17 protein-coding genes and 1 pseudogene are annotated in these 18,957 nt (G+C 66.2%); 7 read left to right on the top strand and 11 right to left on the bottom strand.

The genetic code is table 11. The features are described 5' to 3' along the window. Positions 1-400 precede the first annotated feature (400 nt). From JZ791_RS30125 to JZ791_RS30100, 6 genes are all read right to left on the bottom strand, one after another. Positions 401-1,243, bottom strand: coding sequence for a hypothetical protein (locus JZ791_RS30125; RefSeq protein WP_216898891.1), 843 nt, complete (start codon positions 1,241-1,243; stop codon positions 401-403). Positions 1,244-1,517: 274 nt separating this feature from the next. After that, positions 1,518-2,900 (bottom strand): ABC1 kinase family protein, encoded by a 1,383-nt coding sequence (locus JZ791_RS30120; RefSeq protein ID WP_216898890.1) that lies wholly within the window; start codon positions 2,898-2,900, stop codon positions 1,518-1,520. 239 nt (positions 2,901-3,139) lie between these two features. After that, entirely contained in the window at positions 3,140-4,384 is a 1,245-nt protein-coding gene (locus JZ791_RS30115) for an esterase/lipase family protein (RefSeq protein WP_216898889.1), read from the bottom strand. A gap of 431 nt (positions 4,385-4,815) precedes the next feature. After that, positions 4,816-6,294, bottom strand: a complete 1,479-nt coding sequence (locus JZ791_RS46620; RefSeq protein WP_308163154.1) for an alpha/beta hydrolase — start codon at positions 6,292-6,294, stop codon at positions 4,816-4,818. Beyond that, positions 6,291-6,791: a ferritin family protein gene (locus JZ791_RS30105; RefSeq protein ID WP_216898888.1), complete on the bottom strand. Its 501-nt coding sequence runs from the start codon at positions 6,789-6,791 to the stop codon at positions 6,291-6,293. Before JZ791_RS30105 ends, JZ791_RS46620 begins: the two co-directional genes overlap by 4 nt. Positions 6,792-7,455: 664 nt before the next feature. Next, positions 7,456-8,967, bottom strand: a complete 1,512-nt coding sequence (locus JZ791_RS30100; RefSeq protein ID WP_254206587.1) for a lipase family protein — start codon at positions 8,965-8,967, stop codon at positions 7,456-7,458. Positions 8,968-9,347: 380 nt separating this feature from the next. Between JZ791_RS30100 and JZ791_RS30095 the strand changes: the two genes are divergently transcribed. Continuing rightward, positions 9,348-10,175 (top strand): hypothetical protein, encoded by an 828-nt coding sequence (locus tag JZ791_RS30095; RefSeq protein ID WP_216898887.1) that lies wholly within the window; start codon positions 9,348-9,350, stop codon positions 10,173-10,175. Positions 10,176-10,510: 335 nt separating this feature from the next. Beyond that, positions 10,511-10,762, top strand: coding sequence for a hypothetical protein (locus JZ791_RS30090; RefSeq protein WP_216898886.1), 252 nt, complete (start codon positions 10,511-10,513; stop codon positions 10,760-10,762). 305 nt (positions 10,763-11,067) lie between these two features. Here JZ791_RS30090 and JZ791_RS30085 read toward each other — a convergent pair whose 3' ends face one another. Next, positions 11,068-11,958 (bottom strand): Sco1979 family transcriptional regulator, encoded by an 891-nt coding sequence (locus JZ791_RS30085; protein ID WP_216898885.1) that lies wholly within the window; start codon positions 11,956-11,958, stop codon positions 11,068-11,070. Positions 11,959-12,073: 115 nt separating this feature from the next. Then, complete coding sequence (locus JZ791_RS30080) at positions 12,074-12,394, bottom strand: DUF397 domain-containing protein (RefSeq protein WP_438804570.1); 321 nt, start codon at positions 12,392-12,394, stop codon at positions 12,074-12,076. Between the two features lie 345 nt (positions 12,395-12,739). On the opposite strand from JZ791_RS30080, the gene JZ791_RS30075 reads away from it, so the two are divergent. The 3 genes from JZ791_RS30075 to JZ791_RS30065 all read left to right on the top strand — a co-directional run bounded on the left by JZ791_RS30075 (position 12,740) and on the right by JZ791_RS30065 (position 14,102). Next, a complete protein-coding gene (locus JZ791_RS30075) occupies positions 12,740-12,937 on the top strand; it encodes a hypothetical protein (protein ID WP_216898884.1) in 198 nt (65 codons plus the stop codon). Between the two features lie 103 nt (positions 12,938-13,040). Further along, a complete protein-coding gene (locus JZ791_RS30070) occupies positions 13,041-13,322 on the top strand; it encodes a hypothetical protein (RefSeq protein WP_216898883.1) in 282 nt (93 codons plus the stop codon). Between the two features lie 144 nt (positions 13,323-13,466). After that, the gene (locus JZ791_RS30065) at positions 13,467-14,102 is read left to right on the top strand and encodes a hypothetical protein (protein ID WP_216898882.1); all 636 of its coding nucleotides are present in this window, start codon (positions 13,467-13,469) and stop codon (positions 14,100-14,102) included. A 618-nt stretch (positions 14,103-14,720) separates the two neighbouring features. Here the strand turns inward: JZ791_RS30065 and JZ791_RS45370 are convergent. After that, positions 14,721-14,877, bottom strand: a pseudogene (locus JZ791_RS45370) (IS256 family transposase); the annotation flags it as partial. A gap of 89 nt (positions 14,878-14,966) precedes the next feature. Next, positions 14,967-15,257 carry a hypothetical protein gene (locus JZ791_RS30060; protein ID WP_216898880.1) on the bottom strand — a complete coding sequence of 97 codons (291 nt, stop codon included), beginning with the start codon at positions 15,255-15,257 and terminating at the stop codon, positions 14,967-14,969. 685 nt (positions 15,258-15,942) lie between these two features. Here JZ791_RS30060 and JZ791_RS30055 point away from each other — a divergent pair. Both JZ791_RS30055 and JZ791_RS30050 read left to right on the top strand, forming a co-directional pair. Further along, positions 15,943-16,701 carry an alpha/beta hydrolase family protein gene (locus JZ791_RS30055; RefSeq protein ID WP_308163153.1) on the top strand — a complete coding sequence of 253 codons (759 nt, stop codon included), beginning with the start codon at positions 15,943-15,945 and terminating at the stop codon, positions 16,699-16,701. 53 nt (positions 16,702-16,754) lie between these two features. Beyond that, on the top strand, positions 16,755-17,075 hold the full coding sequence (locus tag JZ791_RS30050) for a septal ring lytic transglycosylase RlpA family protein (protein WP_216898878.1): 321 nt from the start codon (positions 16,755-16,757) through the stop codon (positions 17,073-17,075). 611 nt (positions 17,076-17,686) lie between these two features. On the opposite strand, the gene JZ791_RS30045 is transcribed toward JZ791_RS30050, so the two are convergent. After that, complete coding sequence (locus tag JZ791_RS30045; protein WP_216898873.1) at positions 17,687-18,046, bottom strand: ACT domain-containing protein; 360 nt, start codon at positions 18,044-18,046, stop codon at positions 17,687-17,689. Positions 18,047-18,957 lie beyond the last annotated feature (911 nt).

Genomic DNA, 18,957 nt, shown 5'->3' with positions numbered 1-18,957 from the left:
TTTTTTCCTATACGTCTAACACCAAGATCTACACTCTCTCCGTCGTCGGCAGCGTCAGATGTGTATAAGATACAGCGCACGTCCTCCCCTGGCCTGACCGGCAGACCCAGGCTCGCCAGCCAACACCCCGAGCTACTCCCACCTCGACGGGCCCGGCAGATCCAACCTCGCCCGGCCGACACCCCGAGCCGCTCGCGCAAGTTCTTCCTTGCGGTGACCGGCAGACCCCAGCCCCGCTCAGCCGGCACCCCTGGTTACTTGCACAAGCCGTCACCTCGACGGGACCGGCAGATCCCAAGTGTCGCTCTGTCGCCGTCCCGAATTACCCGAGCGGGTCGTCACCTGCTGCCAACCGGGGACCCGGGGCGGTGGATCTCAGTCGCTCCGGCATGCCGTGGCGCTAGATCGTCCCGTTCGGCGGCGGCTCGGTCTCCGGGATGTTCGCGATGCGCTCGGCCTCGGCGTCGACCGCGGCGGCATCCATGTATGCCTCGGTCGTCAGCTCCAGCATGCTGGCCCAGCGCATGACCCGGGGCTGCCACCGCTGGATGTAGGCGTGGGCGTGGGCGGCCTCGGTCACGTTTCCGCCCTTCTCCGCCGCGGTCTTCGCGGCCAACGCGGCGGCGACGGTGTTCTCCGCCAGGGCCAGTTGCTCGCGGCAGTGATCGGGAGTGAAGATCTCCTCGCGCACTGTGTCGGCCTCGATCCGCAGCGTGCTGACCAGGCCGCGCAGCGCGGGATTCAGCGCCTGCGGCGTCGGGCGGCCCGCGGCGGCGGCCGCCTTGGCACGCCTGGCACGCCGCAACTCCTCCTTGTGCTCCCACTCGGCCAGCTCCGCGCGATACCCGCGCACATCGTTCTCGGATATCTCGCGATAGACCAATTCCGCTGCGAAACTTACCTTTCGGGCACCCTGATGATCGAATACCGTCGCGGACACCGCCCGCGTCGGCCGCTCGGGCTCGGCCGAATCCTCCACCCGGGCGTCGAGCACATCGTGATAGTGCTGATCGGTGATGTCCTCACACAGGGTGTCGAACACCGCGGTGCCGACCTCGACGTAGTTGCGGCACACCCGCCCGGTGATCTCCTCGGGCGAGCCGAATCGCCCGTCACCGACGTCCACCCGGGTGCTGTCGTCGAATCCGGTGTAAATGATCTCCCAGCGGTACGTATCCGAGCCATCCATCGCGGCCGAATCGTCCATCGCGGCCGAGCCCTCCACGGAGGTTGAGTCGTCCATCGCGTCCTCCCAGCCATCGACTGTGCTGATACCCTGCCACGACGCGCCGAGCACCCATAGATCGTCATACGCTCGCCCACCGCGCCGATGCGAAAAGAGCCGAGCAGATCCGGTACAGGCACGTTAACCCACCGGGCCCACTTGCACGACCGGATGCACACAGTTCGCCGCCACACGGCCGCTTTTGTCTCGATCATCCTTTTCGACGGCGGCGTGCGAGCGGCCACAGGTCCCGACGCACAGCCACAGCGCGACGGCCATGGCCGAAAGCCATTCAGTCCGTGGGTAGTTCGATGCCTTCCGCGGCCGCCTTGGCCGCGACCTCGTCCGGGAAGATATTCCGGAACAGATATAAATCCTGCCCCAGACGCCACCCCGGAGCCAATGCCACGGCGTAGCGCTCGAAGTAGCCGAGCTGCTTGCCCATCAGGATCAGCTGTTCGGGCCCGAATGCTCCGCGCCGCTTGCCGAATTCGACCAGCCGCGCGGCCACCTTCCCCATATCCAGCTGTGCGAGCTTGCCCGAGAGCACCGGGGCCAGCGCGGTGGCGAGCTGGCGGCCGATGGTGGCGTCGTCACCGGCGTCGCCCTCCACCAGGTCCAGTTCCCGCAAAGCCCGTGCGACAGGCCGGAAGTCGCCATCGATGGCACTGGCGTGGAACAGCGCGCGCACGAAATCGCGCCACGGCTCGCTCATCTTGCCGACGATGCCGAAATCGAGCATCGCGGCGCGGCCGTCGTCCAGCAGCCACAGATTGCCCGCGTGCACATCACCGTGGAAAAGTCCGTGCACCACAACGCTTTCCAGCCACGCCTTGACCAGACTGCGGATCAGCAGCTCCGGATCCGGATGGACGGCGCGGATATCGTCGAAGCGATCCAGCGGCAGCCCGCTCATCCGCTCCATGCACAGCACCCGGGGGCCGGAATATTCCCAGAACACCTCTGGCACAACGACACCGGCATTGTCACCGAAGGCGCGCAGATTGGCCCGGGCGCGGGTCTGATTGTCTGCCTCGTTGCGGAAATCCAGTTCGGCCACGGTGGTCTCGTACAGGTCGCGAACCACGCCCTCGGCGTTGGCCACACGCGCGTTCTCCGAACGCCGCTGCATCAGGCCGGCCAGCCGGTACGCCGCGCGCAGGTCCACCATCATCCGCCGCGCGATATCGGGCCGCTGCACCTTTACCACCGCGGGACGGCCGTCGGCCAGCACGCAGCCGTGCACCTGGGCCACCGAGGCCGCCGACAGTGGGGTGTCGTCGAATTCGAGGAACAGCTCGTCGATCGGGCGGCCCAGATCGGCCTCGATGATCCTGCGCGCGTCCACGGCCGGAAACGGTGGCACGTCGTCGAGGCAGCGCAGGCACTCGTCGGCGAGTTCGGCCGGAAACGCGTTGGGCGAGGAGGCGATCAACTGGCCGAGTTTGACGAACATCGGGCCGAGCACCTCGAAGCCGTCGACGGTGCCCCGGGCCATCGCGCGGCGGCGCGCGGCCCGGCGCAGACCGCCGCGCAGCACCCGGCCCGTCACGTGTCCGCCGAGCACCGAGCCGATGGTCACGGTGCGCTTGAACTCGGAGAAGCCGAATTTTTCGAGGGGGGGACGAGGGACCTCACGGTCCGTCGGGGCGTCGGTCACGGATCCGGCGGTCATCGGGCGCCTCGGCCCCCTCGAGTAATGCCCGCCGAACCACCCCGGCTCACCTCGTCACCCACCATCCGCATCGCTTCCGACCACCTTGTCCGTAGTGTGTTTGGTTCAGCTACTACCGCAGGAGAACAGCGGTATCCAGGTGTACGGAACAGAGTCTACGACGCGACACCCGGGATGCCCGTGTGCGACGAAAGGCCGAGTGCTGGAGCGATGGCTCCCGGCGTGTCGGTCGGTATCTCTCACAGCTTGCCGCCGCCGCCCAGCAACCAGGGGTTGAACGTGCAGCGAACAGGCTGGGTCGGGTCGAGTGTGTTCAGGATGATCGAGAGCACCCGCGGGGAATACATCAGCGTCAGGTGATCGGACAGATCCTGCTCACATCCGTCCTGCAGGGTGATGTTGCGCACGGTCGCACCCGGCCCCGGCCGCAGGAAGGTCGAATCGTACGGCGTGGTGATCTCGTCGTAGCGGGTTCCCACGACCGTGTAGTTCACGCCCGGCACCGTATCTCCCCCGGCGTTGAGCCGATTCATGACATCCGAACCCACCGTCTGCTCGATTCCGGAATGGCCCACGAAGATCTCGATCGGGCCGAGCACGTCGATGCCGAAGTTGTTGATCGCCCGGCCCAGTGCGCCGATCCCGATCAGCGTGGTCCCGTGGTTGGTGCCGCCGAAGGTCATCTCGTGGTCGACCTTGGACGCGCCCCCGTCGAACTTCAGGTACCAGCGGGACGTCGGCCCACCCTGCGAATGCCCGACGATATTCACCTTCTGCGCACCGGTCGCGGCCAGCACCCGGTCCACGAACTGCCCCAACTGCTCCGCGGAGTCCGGCATGTTCTCGGTCCCGTTCGCACCCGGCAGCACCGAACCGAGCCCGCCGCCCTCGAGCAGGTTGGACCGGCCGTAGTTGAACGTGAAGACGCAGTAGCCCGCGTTCTTTATCGGCTGGCTGATGTAGGCGAAGTTGTCGTAGGCGTTCTCCCACGTGCCGTGGACCAACACGATCGGTTCGGGATGCTGCGCGGTCGGCTTGCAGTTCCAGTCGTTGGTTCCCGGCGGCGCGGCGTCCGGATGGAACAGCGAATAGCCGAACGCCGCGAGGAAGGCCGTCTGCGCCGGACCGTAACCGAGGGTGTCCGTGGACGCGCCGCCCTGCAGACCCGAACTCGATCCGGATCCGCCGTAGCAGTCACCGGATCCGTTGCCCGAGCCCGCACCGCTGCCCGAGGTGCACGCGGAACCCGAACTGCCGCTGTCGGCGATCGGGCGCTCCACGATCGGCTTGGCGGACTTGTTTTTCAGGCCCGCCGCGATGTAGTCGGCGAGTTGCTGCTCGGTCGGCGGCGCCGCCGGGGCGGGATGCCGGGGCGGCGCGGCCGGCTCGGCGTTCGCCCCGACCCCGCCGAGACCGACGAGCAGCATCGCGACCCCCATGACGACCATGGCCGCACGCGACCGACGGCGGATTGTTCGTCCCATGCCAGACCTTCCTGCGGAACCGCGCGGTGATCGCGACGGTTCTCGACTTCTATATGCTCGAATGTGTTGTCCTGGAGGAGATGTCGGATCCAGATCGCGGATCACGCTAAGGGTGGACGCGGCGCGGCAGATATGATCCGGGTAAGCTCTTCGAAATCTCACGAGCGCTCTGGCCGGCTCCGGTGAGTTGACACAATCCGAGGCACGCGCGAACTCGCTCGTCCGCGACACAATCGCCGGGGGGTGGAATTTGTGCGCGGCCACTCGTTCGCCCTCAATTCGCCAGGCGCGAGCACCCACTCGGCCAATCACGATACAATCACAAAGTAGCTCGAAGACACAGAAGAACGCGCGATGACTACACCGCGTTGTCCCGGCCGCACCTCAGCACGGACGTGAATCTCGCGGAGTGTGACCAACTGCGTTCCGGCTCAGGACAGAGCCGATTCCGGATCGAGCTTGGCCGCCTCACCGTGGAAGGCCCGTGCGATGGCATTCCAGGCCGGCGGCAGCGCATCGGCGAAATCCGACCAGGAGTGTGTGCCCGCTGGGCGGTATTCGACGGTGGCCGGGATGTTCAGCTGCGCCAGGCGGTGGGCGAAGCGGTCGGTGCACGTCAGTGCGCCCGCCTCCAGGGCAGAGCCGCCGCCCGCCCGTTGCAGCGCGGCGGACATATCGGGCGCCGCGGCGGCCGCCAGCAGATCCTGCACGCTGGGCACGCCGGTGGCCGCCGAGAGGTAGATCGCGGTGCCGCGCAACGATTCCGCGCCGAGGTAGCTGTCGTGGGCCCGCCACTGCCGGGAACCCGGTGGGCCCCAGAGATTTTCCGGATTGCCGCCGCGCGAAGCGACGGTCAGGGCGGTGACGGCCTGCCCGACATCGTCCGCGGTGGAATAGCACCCGCTCATCCCGGCGACGGCGCGGAAGAAACCGGGATGCCGCTGTGCCAGCATCATCGCGCCCTGCGCGCCCATCGACACACCCGCGATCGCGCGGCGGCCGTCGGAGTGCAGGTAACCCTCGACGATCGGGGGCAGCTCATTGATCAGGAAGGTCTCCCAGCGGTTCATCCCCAGGGCGTTGTCGTAATGGTCCCAGTCGCTGTACATGCTGCCCACGCCGTCGCCGGGCAGCACCACATCCACCGGCTTGTTCGAGAAGAACTGCGCCGCACCGCCCTTGGTCAGCCAGTCCGAGGTCGGCGCGCCGTCGACGCCGTCGAGCAGATACAACGTCGGACGCGGCCCCGGCCCGCCGCCGTGCAGCACGTCCACCGCGATCACCCGCCGCATCGACCCCGATTCGACATACAGCCGCTCCCAGTGCGGCCCGCGGGGTTCCACGCGCACCAGGTGACTCCGGGCCGTGTCGGGGTTCACCGCCGGCGGCTCGGCGTGCACCGGGGCAGCCGACACGGGTGCGGCCAGCACCGACGTCGAGGCCACGGCGAACGCGGCGAACACACCGAGCGACGAGCGTGAGGCCACACCGCGCAGTGAGCGCCGCGGCGCCGCACGATGTTTGCCAGGTATGCGTCCAGATGAATGAGATGCGGTGCGATCGGAGGAATTCGGCAGCACACCACCGGAAGCATTACGGGCCGGAGACGAACCCGACGCCGGGTCACCGGGCGTGTCCGCTACCGCATTACGCAGCAACCCCGCACCGGTACCGCCCGGCGAATCAGCGGCCCGAACGCTGGGCGAACTCCACGTCGTGGGTTCGGGTGAATCCGCGGAATTCCCCGGCACATCCGTCGAATTCCACGCCACCCGGCCCGATGAACTCCAGGCGAAGCCGCCGGTCGAACTCCACGCCACACCACCGGGGGCACTCCATGCCACACCACCGGTCGAATTCCACGCCAGGCCCCCGGACGGGCTCACCATCGTGGTCGGGGGCGGTGTCACGGCACGGCGCGATCGTCGTCGGGAGTGGCCGTCGCCCCTGCGGCGGCTTCCTGTCGCTGTGCCCGGAGTCGATCGCGCTGCTGTTCGAAGCGTTCGACCTCGACCGCCAAAGTCTGCAGGTACCGCGGCAATTCGTTACGGGCTCGCTCCCCCGGACCGGTGAGATCGGCACGGTCGGGGAGATCGGCAGGGTCGGCGAGATCGGCACGGTCGGCGAGATCGGCACGGTCGGCGAGATCGGCGCGGTCGAAGACGCGCCGGTTGCGCAGGACCGGACGCAGCACCACGTCCAGACGCCGGCGCGGATCGTAGATTCCGTGGGTGACCGGCAGTACCGCGTGGCGCCGGAAGTTGGGCTGGGTCAGGCCGGGCATCTGGAACCGGATCACGACATCGGCGATGGCGCACAGCGCGTCGTCGGGGACCAGGTCCAGGGTCGTCGCGGTGGGTTCCAACTCTTGCAACAGATGCCGGTCTGTCATGGCAGCAGTCACCACGAACAGCCCTCCTTTCTTCGCCTCTCGAGCCGGGGTACCCACATTCGGGCCACGACTCCCGTCCGGCCGACGAGGACGGTACGACCGACGGTCCCGGACGGGCGAGGACTTCCACTCACCGAAAACGGCGCTGTGACAGCACCGTTTTCGGGTGCACCGCGGTCGGAGCACGGTACGGGTAAGGCGTCCCCCGATGACGACGACGGCATCGGGCGCATGAGCGTTGCGCGGAGCCCCTCCGGACGCTGGGGTGAGGGTTTGCGCCCGGGGGGTAATGCACCACGACGCACGCACACCGGGCGAAGGGAGGGGTTGGAAGTCCGGCAGCCAGGTGCGGGAGTGCGTTTGCCAGGCCAATGATTTCGGGGCACTGCCCGGCGGTGGCTGGTGTGGCGGCCGAAGGAACTGCCTCCTTCCTGAAGGATGCGACGCCGACACCGGTGCGGCACCGACCGCGCAATAACACCGGCGCCACACATATCACGATACGGCTACGGAACCGACACGGCTACAACACGGCGGAATTTCGGGGACAACTCACGACTACAGCCCGGGAGCCCTAGGTTCCGGATACAAAACCGGCCGAATCCGCACTGCACGAACGCAATTTCATCACACGAATTGTGCAGCGGCTCCGCTATACTCGTGTCCGGAGTGAGGATGGTCAGCACTCGTTCGGCGCCGGAATACCCTGCAGCCGTTGATCCACCCAGATGGCCGCCCCGGGATATCCGGCCGCCATGCCGATGATGTGCTCGCCCACCACGTCGCGGTACACCGCCCGCGCGCCGAGCGCACACTGCCGTGCGTAATACTCGCGAGGCCCCTGGGCCGGGATCCAGAAGTCCTGCGCACCGTTGTACACATACAGCGGCGCAGGCGATTTCATCCCGTCCATGCGGGTGATCGCGAAGATCCGCTCAGCCAGCGGACCGTGCAGTACGTCAGGAGTGCGCGCGGCGATCTCGATCGGCAGCATGCCCGCGCCGGCCAGCGCGAACACGGTGTCGCAACTGTCCTTGATCGGCGAGATCGCGGCCCAGCGCGCGAGGTTGTTCATCTGCGCCAGCAACTCCGGCCGTTCCCGCGCGATGCCGAACGCCGCGGCCATCAAGAAGCCCGAGGCCAGGTTCGCGTCCATACTGTGCGACAGGATCCGATAGTCCGCGGGCACCCCGCCCAGCGCCGCCCCGACGATCACCCGGGCCAATTCCGGTGCGTAGCTGTCGATCAGCCCGACCGCACCCCGGGTGGCGATCGCACCGCCGGAATATCCGTGCATGGCGAAGCGACTGTCCCCGAACTCCCCCGGCAGCAGCCGCCGAACCGCGCGAATCGAATCCAGCACCGCGTGCCCGGCGACATACGGTTCGGCATAGGCCATGCGCGGACCCTCGTGGTCCGGGATGAGCACCGCGTACCCGCGCGCCACCGCCAGCTCCGTGGTGGGCGGTACCAGATCGGTGACGCTGGAGGTGCCGGAGAATCCGTGCGCCATCGTGTAGCCCGCGGTGCAGCGACGTGCCAGTGCGTCGATCGGCAGGTTGTTCACCACCACCGGGCGCTGTCCCGCGCCCGTCCAGGCGGCCGCTGGAATCACGAACGTGGCGGTGGCGAACGAGGGTGCGCCGACGGCATCGGTGCTCCGGAACTTCAGCAGCACGACCCGCCGCACCGGCGCCAGCACTATGGGAGCGGCGGTCGCGGTCACATCGCGGGTCTGGATGACATCGCCCGGCACGCGCCCGGCCAGATCGGCGGGCCACTGATCGAACATCGGATCCCCGACGTCTTCGGGCATCACCGCCTGCTGCAGCCGCGCCAGGGCCGGCGATATCCCAGGGGTGGGCGGTATCTCATCGGCCGGGCGTGGAACCGCCGGTGCTGGAACGACCGTGTCGAGCAATTGCTGAACACTCGGCGCGACTGTGCCGGGAGGCGGCGGGGGTGAGCTCACCGTCCCCGGCAGTGGCGGCCGCACCGGCCGGACAGGCGGTGGTGCGGGCAGATCGAACGGTAGACCAGGCAGGCCCGGTATCACCGGCAGGCCCGGAACCGGCGGCGGCACAGGGGAATTCGGCACTCTGGGCGGGGCCGCGTGTGCCTGCGCGAGAAACCCGATCGGACCGCACGCGATCATGATCGACACCAACACAATTCGTCCAACACTGCGCATGCCGGCCCTCCTGTCGGTCCCCACGACGGAGTCGCCCGATGTGGGGGCCGACCGTCCGGCCGACCCGCGTCACCAGGTCTTTCGAGACTACTGCGGCTGAATCTTCCGGACCGGCATCGTGTTCCACACGTATTCGGATCGTGACGGCCACGCCGAGCGCGGGCCATGTTGATAACGGGCAGTGCTGTCTTTCATAACGGCAGTGCTGTCCCACCGCTGCCATCAACAACCCGCGCCGCACCACCCACACCGCACCACATCACCCATCACCAGGCTGTTTCCGGCAACCGCACGACTGCACGTACATCCGTCTCTCGCAGACGCAAGCACACCTTTCGAGTTGGCTTGCCTGCGTCGGCAATTCGCGGTAGATGTGCAGAGTGAACGTCGATCGGGTGCAGTCTTCGGCGCTGCGCCGCACCTGGCAGCAACTCCCGGAGGCCACCCGCGCAGCGGTCGAGGCCGTGGCCGGACGCGTCCTGCGCGCCGAACCCGTGGACGCCGGATTCAGCTCCCACCTCGCCACGGTGATCGACACCGTGGCCGGGCGCACATTCGTCAAGGGCATCCCCGTGGACGATCGGGAGGTGTGGACGCAGCGCCGCGAGGCAGCCCTCGGACCGCACGTACGCCCCCTGGGCCCGGCGCTGCGCTGGCAGATCGCCGCGGACGGGTGGGATCTGCTCGGATTCGACTACATCGCAGGGGATTTCGCCGACTACCGGATCGATGCGGACCTGGCGGCGACGGCCGTCGCGATGGCCTCGCTCGCACGACTGCGCTGCCCACCGGAGATCGAGCTCAACGATGCGGTGCGGCGTTGGGGCAGGTACGCCGCACCGGGCGAGCAGGACATGTTCTCCGGAACGTCGCTGCTGCACACCGATTGGAATTACAGCAACGTCATCATCACCGACACCGGCGCGGCCCAGTTGGTCGATTGGCCGTGGGCCACCCGCGGCGCGGCCTGGATCGACCCGGCGTGCTGGATCGTCTGGCTCATCTTCGCCGGCCGCAATCCCACCGAGGCGGAGCACTGGGCGGCTCGAGTTCCCGCCTGGCACACAGCGAGCGGAAGCCGGCTCCGGGCGTTCTCGGCGGCGCTGGCGGGAGAATGGGCGGACACCGCGCACCGGCGCCCCAATGTGTGGACACATGGCCTGCGCGACGCGGCGCGATGCTGGGCACAGCACCGACGAGGTTTGTAATCCGGGCCCTCCGGCAATGCTCTCCACAGAGTTTCAAGATTGCGAACGCAACCGGCGGGATCGCCGGACTGAACCGGCGTCCAGATAGCAACCCGACAAAGCGGTAGCAAAAGCCCCAGACCCCGGCCGATTTTTATGATAGCAACATCTCAGCAGCCGAAATACCCTCTGCGAGTGCGTAATCGATGTTGCAGATGTACTTGCATATGCGCGCTACACGGTCCTAGACTCGAACGGCAAGGCAGTACAGGGGACTACCAGACAGCCGTTGGGTGAACCCGAGACCACATTTTCGGCCTTCGGTGAGTCTGCGGCGTGGCGTCAGGGGCGTTCGGATGAACCAGCCATTGGATCTCGGTCGGCTCGGAATTCTCGATAGAAACCGAACCGAGCCCAATATCTACTCGCGGGAAACCGCAACACGTTTCGTAATCGACGCGGTCGAGTCCACCGGGGCGGCCACTCGCGACGATTTCGATGTGGAACGAATCGTCACCACCGCACACGCGATGGTGAATGATTGGAATTTCACCTCGTTGCAGCCAGACGCCTTTTGGCGCATTGCTTCTACCTACATCAAGCAGTAGCTCGGCAGACGCACATGCGCCGGTAGTCAGGAAGTTGGCGTAGACCAGGGGGCCGCCGGTGAATGTCGGCGGCCCTTCCCCTGCTTCTCACGGCTGCACACCAGAGAGCGCCGCAGATCAGCGAACTCAGTGCATCGGGCCAGCGCCTCGCCGGGCTGGCCGAATACCACATTCACCCGACCGAATACCACATTCATCCATACCAATTGGATGAATGCCGCATTCGTTCGGCCCCTTGGGTTTCCAGGTCGCCCGGGTAGTATTTCCGCAATACCCGAGGCCGACCCGAAGCGTGCGCCTTCCCCTCAGCGCAGCTTCTCGGCCTCTTCTTCCAGCATCCGGCGCGAACGATCCGGCGTTTCCGCTTGAACGCTCAGGCGATCCATGACCTGCCGGTACATTTCCAAATCCTGCTCGCGGTCCAGATACAGTGCGCTGGTCAATTGCTCCAGATACACGATATCGGGCAGTTCCGGCTCGGCGAAACGCAGCATCGTGAACGAACTGCCCGCCGCCGCATTACCTCCCGCGGAATACGGCAGGATCTGAATGGTCACATTCTGCAACGCCGCCGCGCGGGCGAGATACAGCAACTGGTCCCGCAACACACCGGGGCCGCCGATCGGCCGGTGCAGCACGGACTCGTCGATCACCGCCCACAGCGTCGGGCCACCGTTTCGCTCGAGGATCTCCTGGCGCTTCTGACGCAGCTCGACGCGGCGCGCGGCCTCTTTGTTCTCGTGGCCGAGCGTCACGACGGCACGCGCGTACTCCTCGGTCTGCAAGAGCCCGGGGACCAACTGCCCCTCGAAGGTTCTGATCGACTTCGTGGCGTGTTCGAGGCCCAGATAGGTCTCGAACCAGGGCGGTAGCAGGTCGCTGTAGCGATGCCACCACCCTGGCTGATTGGCCTTGCGAACCAGATCCAGCAGCGTCTCACGCTCCTCGACCTTGGTGACCCCGTAGAGAGTCAACAGGTCTCGGATATCCCGCTCCTTGAAACCGGTGCGCCCCAACTCCAGTCGGCTGATCTTGGCGTGCGAACCACGGATCGCCTCACCCGCTTTTTCGCGCGTGATATTGGCCTGTTCCCGAAGTTTGCGGAGCTGACCACCGACCGCGATCCGAAGGGCTGTCGGACCGCGTTCGGCGACAAGCGATTCCACGCGGCCGATCCGAACGGGTTCTGCGATCATGAAATCCACTCCGATGCTCGATGATCATCGGCAGTGAGGGTAACGACACCGCCCGAGGTCACCGCACCCCGCCACCAGTAGCGAACCGACACCGCGTTGTCGCTAATGGTACCGCTCACCCGGCGAGATCGTCGAATTCCCCACTCTTCGCTCCGCGCAGGAATGCGTCGATCTCCGGACGGGTGTACACCAGTACCGCCCCCTCCGGGTCACGGGAATTACGGACCGCGACCAGGCCGTTGGACATGGGGGCCACTTCCACGCAGTTTCCGCTCGGATTGCTGAAGGTGCTCTTCCGCCATGGCAAGTCGGACGTACGACCAAAACCAGCTGCTGCGTTCTCGATCATTTCCATCTCCTCGCTCGAACGATACAAACCCACCGCCTGATGCGGCTGCATCGGTTCTTGCAGATGTTCGCGCAGATGTTCTTGCATTTGAACCGACACTCCGACGATAGCACGCCGGTTGCCGGAGATCGATAGCTCGACGAATCGAAACCGTAAGGGCAGCAAAGGGTTCGATCTTGATATGTCAAGGCGCCAGCCGCCGTGAATCCGCAGTAAATTTCAACCGGCCAGTCGGTTTTATGTCCAAAACGCGACAGCCCTAGGGCAATAAGGCTCTCGACAAGTACATCCGACCGTGCAGATGTACTTGCATTTGCACGATCTCGCCCCATAGACTCGAATACGACGACACGGCCGGACAACGCCGGATGGTTCAGGCCTCCGCGCCGAGCATCGCCACCGCAATTCCCCAGCGAACGGCTAGAGGCGTCCATGACTCATGTGATTCAGCACTCCGGCATCGGTGATCCGGCCGGCAGCACCGTGCAATCGGGCGATTGCGGCATCGATCCACCGGATCTCACCTACTCCCGCGCCCGCGCGATCATGCGCACGCACGACCGCCACTTCGGATGTCGTCAATGGGTCGCCGCCGCAGCGTATTTGTCCGCCGGACTGGACGACGAGTAGTCGGCGCCGCAGGGCCACAACCACTTCCCTTCCCTCGTTCCCTCACAGCTATGCGGCCTACCATGGATATGGCCGCATACTCACCTCGCGGAACGAGCGCATCATGGTAATCACCGCCGTACACGAGCTGATCCTCGCCCAGTTGACGAATCCGACGCCGGAGAGTCCTCCCCTGGCGAACAAGATCATGCAGCTCGTGCACTATCTGACCTGGTTCGCACTACTGTCCGGGACGGCCGCGATCATCTACGCCGGCGGCCGCTTCGCCTGGGAGAAGTGGAGCGGCAGCGGTCTGCAATCCCCGAAGATGGTCGCGGGCGCGCTGATCGGCGGCACCGTGGCCACCAGCGCCGGAACGATCATGAATTCGGTACTCGGGCACTGAGTTCCACGTAGCAGGCAACGGCCGAATTCGCTGCTGAACACCGGATTCCCGCCGATCAGCTAACTGGTCGCGTGTCTATCCCCCGCGTGTCGCGGTCCCTGCCGGACAATGAGGGCCGAAAGTTCGTCGGCTAGAGGGAAGTCCATGAAGTCTCTGTATGTTCCATTGCTCTGTGCGGCGCTGCTCGCCGCCGGATGCTCATCCCACGCAGTGAAATCGGCCGGTCAGGCCGTCGCATCGCGATCGGCGAGCGAGTCCGTCGTGGTAGGGCCCGGCCCCTCGGGCAACTACACGGTGCAAGCCCAACCCGCCGCGGGCACCTGCCATTACCAGTACACCGCTGACAAGCAACCGCTGCCCGATCCGAATTGCACGCCGGGGGCCACCAACCCGAAGGTCACCTCCGCCGACGAGAAGCAGACCATCTGCGCCGGCGGATACACCTCCTCGATCCGTCCGACCGCCTCGATCACCAACCGAGAGAAGATCGCCAACGCGAAGTCGTACGGCTACACCGCATCCCTGCACGATGCCGAGTACGACCATCTGATCTCCCTCGAACTCGGGGGCGACCCGGACGATCCGCGCAACCTGTGGGTGGAACCGCCTTCCCCCGGCCACAAACCCGGTGCGGGCCCCAACAACCCGAAGGACACCGTCGAGAATCAGCTGCACTCCCTGGTGTGCTCGGGCAAGGTCCCGCTGGCGGACGCGCAGGACGCCATCGCCGCCAACTGGACCACGGCACTGTCGGTCGTCGGTCATCCCAGCGGGAAGTAGTGGATCACTCCAGCATCGCGGTCACCAGACTGAGCAGTCTTTGCTGGAGTCCACCCTGCGGGTCGGCTGTAGTCGGCGAGGTAGACACGCTCGGCGTGCCAGCCACGGGCGTTCAGTCAGGCTGCCACCTCGTCGCGGGGTTCGTTGTAGATCAGCGAAACCCACTTCTCCATGGCGCCCGTGTAATTCGGGGGCGTGCCAGCGAACCCCGGCGCCTGCGGCGACAGTTCGTCCATCTGCTCGACGCCGCCGCGACTACCCGGTGCCGCTGAGCGTGACGAGTGCCTCGAACAGCTGGTGCTGGGCCGCGGAGGCTATCGAGCGAGCAGCGCCGCCCTAGCCAGCTCGCCGGTGACCGGGACCTTGCTGCCACGCTGCACGATTCGGCTGTGGGTCCAACAACACGGCAGTCGAACCTGCACGGTGCCCGAACGTCTTGTGCACGGAGAGCAGGCCAGGACTACATCTGCCCATGCTCATCCACACAGCGCCCATCCACACAGCGCCCATCCCGACAGCGCCCATCCGCACGGCCTCCATCCGACAGGGTGCGGGAACGCCGCGCGGTCAAGTCCAAGCGGGTGGCGTATCGGGTGATTGCCGCGTGATCCTGTTTGGTCAGGCGGTCAGTGCTGAGGTGGTGTCCTCCTGGTCGGCGAGGTCGCGGAGCGGGCCAGGACGTCCAAGCCGAGGTAGCGGCGGCGTCCGAGCCGAGGTAGCGGCGGCCTTCGATCCATTCGTCATGCTGCTCGGCCAAGACCGCGCCGACCAGGCGACGACACGCCCAGACTTCGCTGGGATCCGGTCGTACACAATCCTGCGGACTCGACCCGCCGCGCCGGCACTTACCCCACGCAGACCGCGTTACTGTACCGGCGGCAACGGCGTCGGGGTGAACAACTCCTCCAACGGCGTCGGGCCGGTGTACCGGCGACAGTTGCACCCGGCCCACTCGCGCAGACCGTGGCCGGTCTTGCGGAAAATCTCGGCATGGCAGCGACCGTTCTCCCGGTCATGTAGCGCCAGGTCGTGACCGCACCCGCACAGCGCGGACTCGGCAGTCGTCCGCCGGGTCCTGAGCCGACCGAAGCGCCCGGCCACCCATCCGGCGCCCACAAGTGCCGCGCCAACGGTAAGACTGATGGGATCGAACATATTTGCATTATATTTATACGTATACCCTGCCGGTAGGGGTTTCCGGGATTGCACCCGACAGCCGACGCGAGAGCCTCCACCACCATTACGTGACAGTGACGAAAGTGCACCCAGAAGAAGGCTCCCTGGCTACGACTTCTACCACGTTCCGTCCCTATCGGTTTCGCAGCAGTAATCTCCCACGCTCAGGCGGGCTCCTCGTCGTTTCACCGACCGGCGTCGCCACGCGACTGGTTCTCAGGCAGCCGGAGCGATCGACTCAGCGAGACGCTCCTGCCGAAGCCGATAGCCCTGCCGATTTTCGCTGGCGACCCGCTGCACTCAGGCGCATACGCGACACTGGAGATCTTGCTCGTCCTGACTCGACGCGGTGCGGCCCATCTGTATGCGACCTGATGGGTGGCCGCGCCGGTAGAGGTGCTGCCGGCCTGGTGCCGTCGTATCGGCAGCTCGTGCAGGCGTATCCGTCCAGCGGCGGATTTTACGAGGTGGTCGCGGGGAATCTCGACCGGGGAGCCGGCTGGCGATGGTGACCACTGGCCGTGCCGGCTGCAGTCCTCGAGCTCGCGATCCTCGGAACGGATTCGGCACAGCCTCGGCGAGATTCGCCGCGGAATCGAGACCCGGTGGTACGACACGGCGAATACAATGGGTTGTACAGAACCTCTCTCAATGGTGAGACCATGTGGACCGACGAGCCGGTGATAGCGTGATCACCGTCCTGACCTGTCGCGGAGCGGCCGAACCGCTCACCGGCGGCAATATGCTGTCGAATGTCACCGAACAGCTGGATCCCTCGAAATACGTTATCGGACAGGAAATTCCGTATCCAGCGTCCGTCGGTCCGTTCAACGGTGACGACAATCCGCTAGGGCCCTCGGAGGAGGAGTCGATCGCGACGGGGCTGCCGTTGCTGGCCGCGGCGATCCGCGCGACCCCGAATCTGGTCGGGCTGCTGGGGTACAGTCTGGGCGCGGAGCTGGTGAGCCGGTTCCTCGAGCTGAAAGCGCAAGGGCAGTACCAGGATTGCGAGCTGGCCTGGGCCGGTGTCGTCGCGAATCCCAACCGCGCGCCCAGCGAATCGATCGACTCGGACTCGACCGGATCCGGCATAAACGGGGCGCACTCTCCCTGGCCCGCAGGCCTTCCCGTATTCACCGCCGCCAACCCGCAGGACGGCATCACCAGCTGCCCGGACAAGTCCCCCTTGCGTGACCTGGCAACGGCGGTCGCGCCGTTCACCTTCGCGACGCTGGACTGGACTCCCGAACTCGCGCAGAGCCTGATCGACGGCCAGTGGCCCACCGCCGACTACACCCCCGAGCAACTCGCCGAGGCCGGAACGCTGATCTACGGATATTTGTTCGGCGGCGAACATACCACCGCCTACATCGACGGCGGCTACCTCGATCGTCTCGCCGATCTGATCAATCAGCAGTCGTGAATCCGGCGCTCGCCCGCTTCGACATGCTGGGTGATACGGGTACCTTCGATCGAATGGATACGACCGAAACCGGTTTGGCGAGTTGGTATACCTGCGAGACGCAAGGGCCGCGGACTGCCTCCGGTGAGGTGTGCGACCCGACCGGTCTGACCGCCGCACACCCTAACCTGCCCTTCGGCACCATGGTCCGAGTCACCAACCGCGACAACGGATCGACCGTCGAGGTGCGAATCAACGACCGGGGCCCGTTCGTGGATGGCCGGATCATCGATCTCATCGAGGGCGCCGCCCGGCAGATCGACATGATCGACACGGGGGTCGTCCCGGTGCAGGTCGACGTCATCGATACCGTGCAGCCACCGAGCCGGAGCTGAAGCGACCACACCATCGGGGCACCCCGCCGAGTCCTGCTGCCGGGGCACGACCACTGGCCGGATGGCGACGATGTGCAGTTCCGTTGCACTGCGACCACAGTCACCGTCCCCCGGCGATCATCCCGAACCTGTCGGCCTGCTGCGAGCTGCGGCCGAACGCCTTCACGGAATTCACGCACGTCGCACCGGCAGGATTCGACTGTGTGATGCGCAGGGTATCCCGGCCTAACGCTGCATTTTTCCGCTCCGAGACTCTGGTTTCCGACGAATCCGCCCGAAAAATGCAGCCGGAGGCCGGTTCTCCCCGGCAGCACGGCGAGTGATGGCCGACACAGCGACCAACTGTCAGCGCACCCACGTCGAATAGCACGTGCCGACTACGCACCACCGCGGGACAACCCGGCCTACCGTTGCCTTTTGCCGCGTCGAAGCTCCAGCGGCCGGTGATGTGCCGCCGCGGGCCGCCGGGTGTCAGAGCACGACCGCCACACCGAACCGCACACTGCGCGGACAACCCGGCTTAGCGCTGCATTTTTCGCTCCCAGCTGTCTGGAAACCGGCGAATCATCGCGAAGAATGCAGCGATAGGCCGGGCTCAGACAGGGCTCGACCTACTCGTCGACCTTCAGCCCAGCCTCGCGCAATGTCGCCTTGGCATCGATCAGGCGGTGTTCGGGCACCAAGACCAGGTCAGCGTGGTACGTGGACAGGACGAACACGGGGATGCCCGCGCCGGCCAGCGGACCCAGGATCGCTGCGGGCATCTCGGCGTTCCGCCCGTGCCTGGCCGGATCACCGTACAGACCGATCCAGATCTCCCCCTCCGCCCACGGCGGTGCGTCACGCACCACGGTCAGCCCCTCCGGCGCGCGAACGAGCGCGATCCACTCGTCGTCCTCGGGGAAGGTGGACTCGGCGAAATGCTCGACCGCGAACCGGGAGGGTACGACGTGCAGCCGCTGAACAGACATGCGCGGAATAGTAATTGAGGGCTTCGGCCAGGCTGCAATCCTGCGCTGCCTCCGACCGCGATTCTTCGCGCTGATCCGGCTGCCTCCTGGGCCGGCTGCCTCCTGGGCCGTCCCGTCGGAGGGAACGTCCTCAATGCGGATACCGCGCTCGGACCGTGCACGATCTCACCGGCGGTATAGGTTTCGGCGGTATCGGCCCCTGTACCGACTGCGGAATCGAGCAGAGCGAGAATGCCGATCCCCGCTCCAACCTAACCGCCACCTGCAGGAGGGATCACCCGCAAGCGTGCCGCCGTCGAGTGAGCGACGGTGCCGCGAGTAACCAGCCGGGCAGATGGTACGGCCCCTCCGGCGACACGGTCCGGATCTCGCGGCATACCCCTCGCCGTCGCCGCCTCCGGCAGGCTGATATCGACCAGGACGCACTGACACCCGGCCGCCACCGCGAGCGCCTGCTCGGAATTGCCGACGGATTCGAGGCGCACCGGCCCTGTGGTGTCGGAGAGCTGGGCGACCACCGTTGCCGCCAGGCGGTCAGCTGCCGTTCGACCAGATCCTCGATGGCGAGAACCTTGGGACGGGCGACTCGGGAAGGCCGCGCGGGCGAATCGTGGACGCCGCATACGGCGTGCTGGCGGCGCACGGCCGCGACGGACAGCCCGATATGATCTGCTCGGTCGATCGAGTGCCGTGGCGGCTCGAGCCCGCCAGTTCCGACGCCTGCCACTACCTGCGAATGATGAAGCCGACGAGCCGAACCACCCAATACTCGCGGCGGGCGCCTGCCCGAGCCAATCGCGCACGTTGCTCATTCGAGCAACGCCAGGCGCACCGCCTCTGCCGAAACCAGCGAGCCGAACCGCCCCAGCACTTACAGTCCAAACGTGCCCACTCAGGGCAATCGCTCGAGC

Origin of the sequence: Nocardia alni, from assembly GCF_019038435.1 — a bacterium.
GTDB classification, from domain to species: domain Bacteria; phylum Actinomycetota; class Actinomycetes; order Mycobacteriales; family Mycobacteriaceae; genus Nocardia; species Nocardia alni.
This window is presented reverse-complemented; position numbering and strand designations above follow the sequence as displayed.